Here is an 8990-nt window from a genome sequence, read left to right on the forward strand (position 1 = left end):
ATTTTTTTTAGCGCGCAAATCGAAAATTGGCAATCCAGACATACGACAAATTTTAAAATAGGCGCAATCTTTCACCTGAAACAGGATGTTATCAGCTCTTTCAGCCTATTCGGCACCTATTTTAAAATTGGTCGTGTCTTATTATGCTCAGATTTGAAATTCATCACATTTTTTATTTTGTCATTTAGAGTAAAGGCTACATTGTAAAGCAACTTCCAGGAACCCAGCTGTTCATTTCCTACGTTAAACAGAATAAGTTTAGGTCGAAAGAGCTGGGGCAGGCAGTCGTGGCAGTGACAACCATGTTGGCGGGCCGTTTTTGCCCGCCTTACATGGTGGATCGATTCGAGACTCGGCGTTTTTCCGAGGCTCAAATCGAAGCTTGAAGACTTCCATGAACCTCGGAAGGCTTCAAGCGGTCCCACAGCCACAGACCTGCCTGCCCCAGCACTTTCGACCGTAGGTAGTCTTGTTTTTTCAACAAAAAGAGCGTATCGGGAAAATCCCCGACACGCTCTCATAATATTTTTCTAAACTCGCATTAATTCAAAGACTTCTTACCCGTATACAACTGATAATACTCGCCATGCTTAGCAATCAATTGTTGATGATTCCCTTGCTCGATAATATGACCATGATCGATCACGAGGATCAAATCAGAATTGGCAATGGTAGACAAGCGATGGGCGATCACGAAAGTTGTGCGACCCTTCATCAAGTTATCCATACCGGCTTGCACCATCCGCTCGGTTCGCGTATCGATGCTAGAAGTCGCTTCATCCAAAATCATGACCGGCGTATCGGCGACGTTGGCACGCGCGATCGCTAATAATTGACGTTGACCTTGAGAAAGATCGGAGCCATCGCCATCGATTTGAGTCGCGTAACCTTGACTTAAATCGTTGATGAAATCTTCGGCATGAGCTAACTCGGCTGCTTTTTCAACTTCGTCATCTGTTGCAGATAGGCGGCCATAACGAATGTTCTCGCGAACCGACGTGCTAAATAAATTGGTCGATTGTAAAACGATTGCCATCGAATGACGAAGATCATCTTTGCGGATCTGACGAATATCGATACCGTCATAAGTGATCGTTCCTGAATTGATCTCGTAGAAACGGTTGAGCATGCTGCTGATAGTCGTTTTACCGGCACCAGTTTGACCAACTAGGGCGACTTTCTGACCGGGTTCAACGCTCACATTGATGTCATGCAAGACGGTTTGTCCAGGCAAGTAGCCGAAGTTAACGTGATCGAAGACGATCCGTCCTTCAACAGGAACTTGTTTAACGGAACCATCAGTCTGTGGGACTTGCCAATTCCAGTTGTTCCCAGTACCATCGGCGGCCGGAACGATCGTCACCTGACCGTCATCGACTTCAATTGGACTGTCTTGTAATTGGAAGATCCGTTCTGCACCGGCAAGTGCCAGCACGATCGAGTTCAATTGTTGCGAAATTTGAGAAATAGGCTGGCTAAATGAACGACTTAATTGCAAGAAGGCGGCAATCGAACCTAATGTCAATACAGACCAACCGTTAATTGCAACGATCCCACCGAAAATAGCGATCAAAACATAGAGCACGTTACCAACATTACCCATGATCGGGAACAACATGGTGGCATAAGCATTGGCCTTAGCCGAATCATATTGGTAAACGTCGTTGTATTCGTCGAATTCTTTTTTAACAGCGGGTTCATGTGAGAAGACTTTGACAACTTTCAAGCCGTTTAACATCTCTTCAACGAAACCGTTGACCTTACCTAGCTGTTTCTGCTGTTCCTTGAAGTAATGGCTGGAACGGGTGGTTAAGGTCCGCACGATGCCAATACTGAGCAGGAAGATGACTAGGGTCACCAACGTTAACATTGGGCTCAGTGAAATCATCCCTGAGATGACAAAAATAAGCATGAACACTGAATTCAAAAATTGAGGAATACTCTGCGAAATCATCTGCATCAAAGTATCCACATCATTGGTGTAACGACTCATGACATCGCCATAATCGTTTTGGTCGAAATAAATAATTGGCAACGACTGCATATGAGTAAACATGTCGTCACGAATTTTTTTCTGTAGACGTTGGCCTAAAATCGCCATCGTTTGCGTAAAGACAAACGTCGCGATCACACCGACTAAATAAATGGCGGCCATGATCAAGATGGCTTGCAGCAGTGGGGTGAAATTAGGCGACTTCTGTTTCGTGAGTGGCACGATATAATCGTCGATCAAACGCTGCAGGAATAAAGAACCTTCGACTGCGGCAGCGGCACTGATGATGATTGCGATCACGGCCATAATGAATGGTGCTTTGTAGGTGCCGACAACAAATTTCAACAAGCGCATTAAAGTGGTACTGCGTTTTGGTGTTGTTTTAGTGACTGTTTTTGTATCCATTAGTTGTCTTCACCTGCTTTCTGTTGATAATCGTAAATTTCTTTGTACATTTGGTTACGCTGAACAAGTTCGTCGTGTGTCCCGACATCCTGAATGGAACCGTGGTCCATCACGATAATTTGATCGGCGTCTTGAATCGAAACGATTCGCTGCGAAATAATAATTTTCGTCGTGTCGGGTAAATCTTCGCGCAAACCTTGACGGATCTGTTGCTCGGTATGCGTATCGACGGCAGAAGTAGAATCGTCTAAGATCAAAATCTTCGGATTCTTCAGTAAAGCACGGGCGATTGTTAAACGTTGTTGCTGACCACCAGAAACGTTGTTACCACCTTGTTCGACGTGGGTATTATAACCGTCTTCGAATTCGTTGATGAAGTCGTCGGCCTGCGCAATTTTCGCGGCACGGATCATTTGCTCGTCGGTGGCGTCAGGATTGCCCCAGCGCAAGTTTTCCGCAATCGTGCCTGAGAAAAGCACACTATTTTGTAAAACCATCGCGACATTATCACGTAACGCTGTAAGGTCGTAGTGGCGAACATTGTGTCCGGCGACAGAAATTTTCCCGTGAGAAACGTCATACAAACGAGGGATCAGCTGAACCAGCGAACTTTTACCCGAACCAGTTTCCCCGATGATCCCGATCACTTGACCGGATTTAATATTCAGATTGACGTTGTTGAGGATGGGGTGACGAGATTCTGCAAAACTATAGTTGACGTTTTGGAATTCGATATCGCCGTTATCAACTTTTTCGATCGGATTTTTCGGATCAATGATCGTTGGTTGGTCGCGGAGAACTTCCACGATCCGATCACCACTCGCCTGAGAAATTGATAATTGCGTGAAAATCATTGCCAACATGTTCAAACTAAACAAAATTGAGTTCGAGTAAGAATACATACTAACTAATTGACCAGTTTGGAAAGTGCCGCCAACGATCATTTGTGCACCAAACCATGACAACAATAGCAGTGAAGCATTGATTACCAACTGCATTGCTGGCGCGTTGAGGGACATGATCCGTTGTGCTTTAGTGAAGACATCTGCGATCGACTTCGATGACTTTTTAAACTTATTAATTTCTTCGCCTTCGCGCACATAAGTTTTAACCACTCGAATGCCACGAACGTTTTCACGAACGACGCGGTTTAAAGTATCGTATCGACGGAAAACTTGGCGGAATAATGGCCGGCCGAAATGTAAGATCACGGCCAGGATCACACCAAGAATTGGCACCAAGATCGCGAAGATCAAGGCTAGTTGGCTGCTAACATTGAATGCCATGATCACTGAAAAAATCAGAACCATTGGCGCACGAACAGCCATCCGAATAATCATTTGGTAGGCATTCTGCACGTTAGTAATATCAGTCGTTAAACGTGTCACCAAACTCGAACCAGAGAAGTGGTCGATATTAGCAAACGAAAATTCCTGGATGTGATAGAAAAGATCGTGTCGTAAGTTCGTGGCAAATCCAGCGCCGGCATGAGCAGCGGTCCAGCTAGCGGCACCCCCACAAATTAGCGAAACGATCGCCATCAGTAACAAAATTAAACCATAGTGGATAATATAGTTGAGATTGCTCTTCATCAGTCCGTTATCAATAATGTTACCCATAATGAAAGGAATAAACGTCTCAATGGCACATTCAATGATGACCAGAGTCGGCGCCAAAATGGATAATTTACGATATTGGCGGATAGAGCGCATTAATGTTCGAATCAAAAAAAAGCCTCCAATGCATAAGAATCGTATTATAACAATACTACTCTTATTTTTGGAAGTTGTCCTATGGGGTGCTTGATTTTTTTAGAGTGTAAAAAATTGGAGACCAAAAAAGAAGATAAATAGTTAAAAAACCCGTTTATCTACCTTCGGTCGAAGTTGTTCCGGAAAAGCATGGACACGTACCGTGGGGACGGTTCCATGCTTTCCCGAAACGTGTTCTGCAACATTGAAATCAGCATCTAAGAGATCAAGCCACGAAGAATGAAGCCCAATGCTTGTGTCTTGACGTCTTAGCTGTTGATTTCAACCCATGTTGCGCCACACTCTAATCTCGAATACGCCCCCTGCTGTAACCGAGCAAAAATCGCTCGCTAACACCAGTTTCACGGTGTGTCCATGCTTTTCCTCCACAACTTCGGCCTATTCTATTCGTGATTACAATAAAATGTTTTTTTCTTAATTCTTTCGATATTATCTGTATCTTTATGCATCTTTAATTTTTGATAAGCCATCTGGTGAGGTGATTTCGATGTCGTGGCGGTTTTGTTTGATGAGGTTTTCTTGACCGAACAATTTCAGCTTTCTTGAAATTGTTTCTGGGGTGGTTCCTAGGAAGCTGGCTAGTTCTTTTAATTTCATGGGTAAGGTCAACTGGTAACTACCGTTTGTTTTTGCAAGGTCTAATAAATACGTGGCTAAACGTTGTTCGACTAAGTCGTGATTCAATAATTGATTCTGTTTTTCTAGGGAATCGATTTTTTCGGCGTTGCTCTTCAAGAGTTTGAGGGCAATGCTAGGATAAGTGCCTAGGAGCTGTTGGAAATCTTTGGTTTCGATCGAGCAGTAGGTGGAATTTTTTAACATTTCGACATAAAGTTCATCGTTGCCGACGCCGAAGAGATTTTTCTCGCCTTCGAAATTACCGGCATCCAATACGCGCAGTAATTGTTCTTTGCCATTTGCGGAAAGTTGGTAGGTTTTCGCGGCCCCTTGCGCGATGATCACGAGTTGGCTAGGGGTGTCTGGGCTCAAGATGACTTCGCCTTTGGAGACATGATGGTGCTTGACTAAGTCGGAAACTTTCAGTAGTTCATCATGGTTTAATTGTTGAAAAATCGGCACGATTTCCGCGCAAACATGTTCTGCCATTAAATGGGCACCTCCGTTTAGTTAATGCTGGTTTTTAACGTTCGACACTGGTTTTAGCCACATTATAGCCTAGATCTGTGACCACATGAGTTAATTTTGTGTCATCGGTTTGTTTAAGATTGAATTGGATCACTAACTTATTTGTTTTGAAGTAGGCGGCAACTTCACCGACGCCATCTTGTTGCTCCAATTTGTCTTGAATTGTTTCAAAACAAGACTCACAGGCTAAGGGTTCAAGTGTAATTGTTAATTGTTCCATGATCGAGCTCCCTTTCTAATCTAATTCTAGTCTACTTCACTGCAGATAGAAAATAATTGATTTACGTCAAGTAGCTTGTTATTTTTTTGGATGAAACTGTTACGAACGTCTCATTCGGTTTGTGGCGATAGTTCTGCGTGATTAGAGATGCCTTCTTTTGGTGGTGAGTTCAGAGATTCATTGTTGATAAATAAAAAATACACGACTTTTTTGGCCGTGTATTTGGCTTGCTATTTGATTGTGGATTAATTGAAAAATCCTTGGATCGCTTCGAAGAGGCTCTTGAAGAAACTCACGATCGCATCCCAGATTTTTTGCAGGAAGTTGCGATTCTCTTCGGTGTTTAACTTGCTAAAAATATCCTTGGCATTCGTTTGAATGTTGCTGGCGATTTTAGAAGCTTGTTGCTTGAAACTAGATGAATCCAACGCGCCGGAATCGCGGACTTTGACCAGCATGTTAATGATTTGCGTTTTTTGATTGTTATTGATGATATTGGTCAAATTGTTACTTTCCAGCGTGTTGTTGACGATCGTTGTGATTTGGTTGACGGTGATATTGCTGCCTTTTTCGGCCATTTCTTTTTTGGCTTCGGCGACGGCGTTATTAAGCTGTGCATCTGAGTAGCCATCTTCATCTTTGTTAGCTTGATTGATGTCACTTAAGGTCGACATTTCGTCTTGGGCGGCGGTGATCTGACTCTGGCTCAATGTATCACCATTGTCTGCAAAAGCCGCGTAAACGCCTGCTAGTGCCCCAGAACCATCAATAGGTGTGGCAGAGGTCACATAAATGTTAACGTCGGTCACGCCGGCGGTCACCGCCGCGTTTTTATATTGATCGGCAGTGATGGTGGTAATGTTATTGGCGCCATTGTAATCGAGAATTTTAACATTGATACCCGAACCTGAACTGGTTTTCTGAATCATGGCACTAGACCAAACGCCAGAATTTGCTGTAAAAGTTGAGCCAGCAGGATTGAGATATTTGACCAAAGTTGACCCGTTAACGGTGAGAGTTGAATAATCCGCGCCATTTAAACTCGATGTCAGGGTGCTAAGTGTGCCTTGCTTTTGACTATCGGTTAAAGATGAACCCAGTGTAACCACCGGCTCAGACCAATCCGTCGCCGCATCGACCGGCTGTGAATTTGTCAGCGAAAAACCGATGACCGCCAATAATGATGCCATTAAAATTAAAACTGAATTTTTTATACGCATGTTTCTACCTCATATCGAAAAATTGTGTTTCTGACCAACTACTCGATCATTATAACAAAGCTAAATCAACATCACGGAAGTTGAGGCTCAAGCTTAAGGTCTGCTTAAGGAAAATCAGTCTTAAGGATGAAGTGAACGGATGAAAAATCACCAAAGTGAAACGGATTTCAGTGAAGTTCTGGCTATCCCAAGGGAAATTAAAGATACTTTGAAATTTCAAACTGCTCGCCACCGCGCAAAAATTTCGTAAGCCGATGTTGCCAATAAAGTGAGTCTTTTACAAGCACAAATTGCTAAAACAGAGTTGGCTCAAACTTCCTTAACGATCAGTCATTGGGTAGAACTGTTTAAGGCAGTAAACAGCCAGTTGATCGTGAAATTTACATAATACCAATTCATAGAATGAATCAAAAATAGCATCGCGGATAAATCGGTTATATAATTCCGCAACGCTATTTAAATTGTGTATAGAGAGGCAGTGAATCTCAGCATAGGATATGTCTTGAGACGTTAACAATTTGTTGCTCACGCTATGTTGTATAGATTTTGAAGATTTAATACAGGCAACAGAATAAGCTTGCATTCTTATTTCGTAGTAAATTCAGACCAAGCAGTATGCTCCAACTTTTGTTGCTCGCGTTGTTTTAAATCCTGTGCGTACAATTTATAAAGATCTTGATTGTCTAACACATTGAGCATGTCCACATAAGACCAACATATTGTACTATCCTGACTGGGTGTTGAGAAATAATCGTGTAAAGATTTGTAGTATTTAAGTAAAAAGGACGCATATAAATCATTAGCTTCAATTTGTTCATGAATGAATTCAAAGTATCGATCCATTTCTTTAAAATCATATAAATCAAATAAGCGCGAAATGATGTTGAATGCGAGGTAAGTCATTTCATGTTCTGTAAATTTAGTGATCGCGACTACTTGTTGTGTGTGCTTAAAGGCAATCTGACTGAGCAGTTCAAGTTCTTCTGAATCAAATAAATCAATTGTATTCGTAAATAATTCAAATTCATATATGCCCCATGTTTCTGATTTTAATAAAAAATGTTTAATGCAGTTTTTATCATCATCTGATGGATTGTCTGGAGACTGATTGATTCGAGCAATCAGTCTTCTGGCGATAATGTAAGAATGCTTATATTCGATATTTCCGGATAAATGGTATTGGTTCAGTAAATTATCCGTATACTGCCGTAGCTTTTCAACATCGTTTTTTTGGTACAAATTTTGCAACTCTATAATTACCTTATGATGAGAGTCATCAAAATCGTAGAAATAAATAAATTCTTCCATACTGAGATGTAGTTTTTTCAATAGTGGATAAAGAAGATCAAGCGTAATGGAAGTTCGACCAATTTCAAAAGAAGATAAACCTTGTTTACTCATAATGCCAGCCGCAGTTTCAGTCACAGTCATATTTTTTTGCTCACGTAATAATCTGAACGTTGCCCCAAAACTTTTCATTTTTGCCATCTCCTATAAAAGTTGCGTCAACAATAGTAGACAAATGCGCCTTAGTTTATTTACTCACATTATACTAAATTGTGTCTATAGATTCATGGATATATACGAAATTGATGTCTAACGAAGAGAGTGGCGTAATGAAATTATCCATTATCATAACGGCGTATAACGAGGAAAAATACATTGGGCGTTGCTTGCGAGCACTATCGGAACAACAAACACGCTTTAAGTATGAAGTAATCGTTGTTAATGATGGTAGCACTGATAATACGCAAAGGGTGCTTACTCAGTATGTGAAAAAATTTAGAGACATTTTTAAGCCCTATTGCAAAGAGAATAGTGGTCAAGGATTATCTAGAAATTTTGGTATCAAACAGTCAATAGGCGAATATATTGGTTTTGTTGATGCAGACGATTGGGTCAATCAAAACTTCGTGGAATTAATGTGTGAATCTGCCCAAAAACATAATTCTGATATCGTTGTGTGTGATGTTCATAAAATATATGTTGCCAGAATGCTAGAAGAAGATGTGACCAGCTTAGAAGGCAAAAAAGAAGTCGTTGATATTGCCAATTATATCAGGAATGGACAAAGTAATTCCTATTCATGTAATAAAATATATAGACGAGATATATGGCAGCGGTACAACTTCAAAAAAAATGGTGTATGAGGATTTAGATGTCATTATTTGGATCTGAGTCAAGAATCCGGACACGTTTATGTATAATTTAAGCGACTAATTCTTCCTTTTCAT

At 41.3% G+C, this 8990-nt stretch carries 7 protein-coding genes; 1 reads left to right on the forward strand and 6 read right to left on the reverse strand.

Annotated features, from left to right (window positions below; genetic code table 11):
* Positions 1-541 precede the first annotated feature (541 nt).
* The 6 genes from EKM67_RS07940 to EKM67_RS07965 all read right to left on the reverse strand — a co-directional run bounded on the left by EKM67_RS07940 (position 542) and on the right by EKM67_RS07965 (position 8235).
* On the reverse strand, positions 542-2398 hold the full coding sequence (locus EKM67_RS07940) for an ABC transporter ATP-binding protein (protein WP_125578481.1): 1857 nt from the start codon (positions 2396-2398) through the stop codon (positions 542-544).
* Positions 2398-4125 carry an ABC transporter ATP-binding protein gene (locus EKM67_RS07945; RefSeq protein WP_125578482.1) on the reverse strand — a complete coding sequence of 576 codons (1728 nt, stop codon included), beginning with the start codon at positions 4123-4125 and terminating at the stop codon, positions 2398-2400. The genes EKM67_RS07940 and EKM67_RS07945 overlap by 1 nt, the downstream gene beginning before the upstream one ends.
* A gap of 486 nt (positions 4126-4611) precedes the next feature.
* A complete protein-coding gene (locus EKM67_RS07950; RefSeq protein ID WP_125578483.1) occupies positions 4612-5277 on the reverse strand; it encodes a Crp/Fnr family transcriptional regulator in 666 nt (221 codons plus the stop codon).
* Between the two features lie 34 nt (positions 5278-5311).
* Positions 5312-5536, reverse strand: a complete 225-nt coding sequence (locus EKM67_RS07955; RefSeq protein WP_125578484.1) for a heavy-metal-associated domain-containing protein — start codon at positions 5534-5536, stop codon at positions 5312-5314.
* A gap of 245 nt (positions 5537-5781) precedes the next feature.
* Complete coding sequence (locus EKM67_RS07960) at positions 5782-6756, reverse strand: DUF1002 domain-containing protein (protein WP_125578485.1); 975 nt, start codon at positions 6754-6756, stop codon at positions 5782-5784.
* Between the two features lie 585 nt (positions 6757-7341).
* Positions 7342-8235, reverse strand: coding sequence for a helix-turn-helix domain-containing protein (locus EKM67_RS07965; RefSeq protein ID WP_164506611.1), 894 nt, complete (start codon positions 8233-8235; stop codon positions 7342-7344).
* 137 nt (positions 8236-8372) lie between these two features.
* On the opposite strand from EKM67_RS07965, the gene EKM67_RS07970 reads away from it, so the two are divergent.
* Complete coding sequence (locus tag EKM67_RS07970; RefSeq protein WP_164506612.1) at positions 8373-8906, forward strand: glycosyltransferase family 2 protein; 534 nt, start codon at positions 8373-8375, stop codon at positions 8904-8906.
* Positions 8907-8990: the final 84 nt, after the last annotated feature.

This window comes from Lapidilactobacillus mulanensis (genome assembly GCF_003946215.1).
Taxonomy (GTDB): domain Bacteria; phylum Bacillota; class Bacilli; order Lactobacillales; family Lactobacillaceae; genus Lapidilactobacillus; species Lapidilactobacillus mulanensis.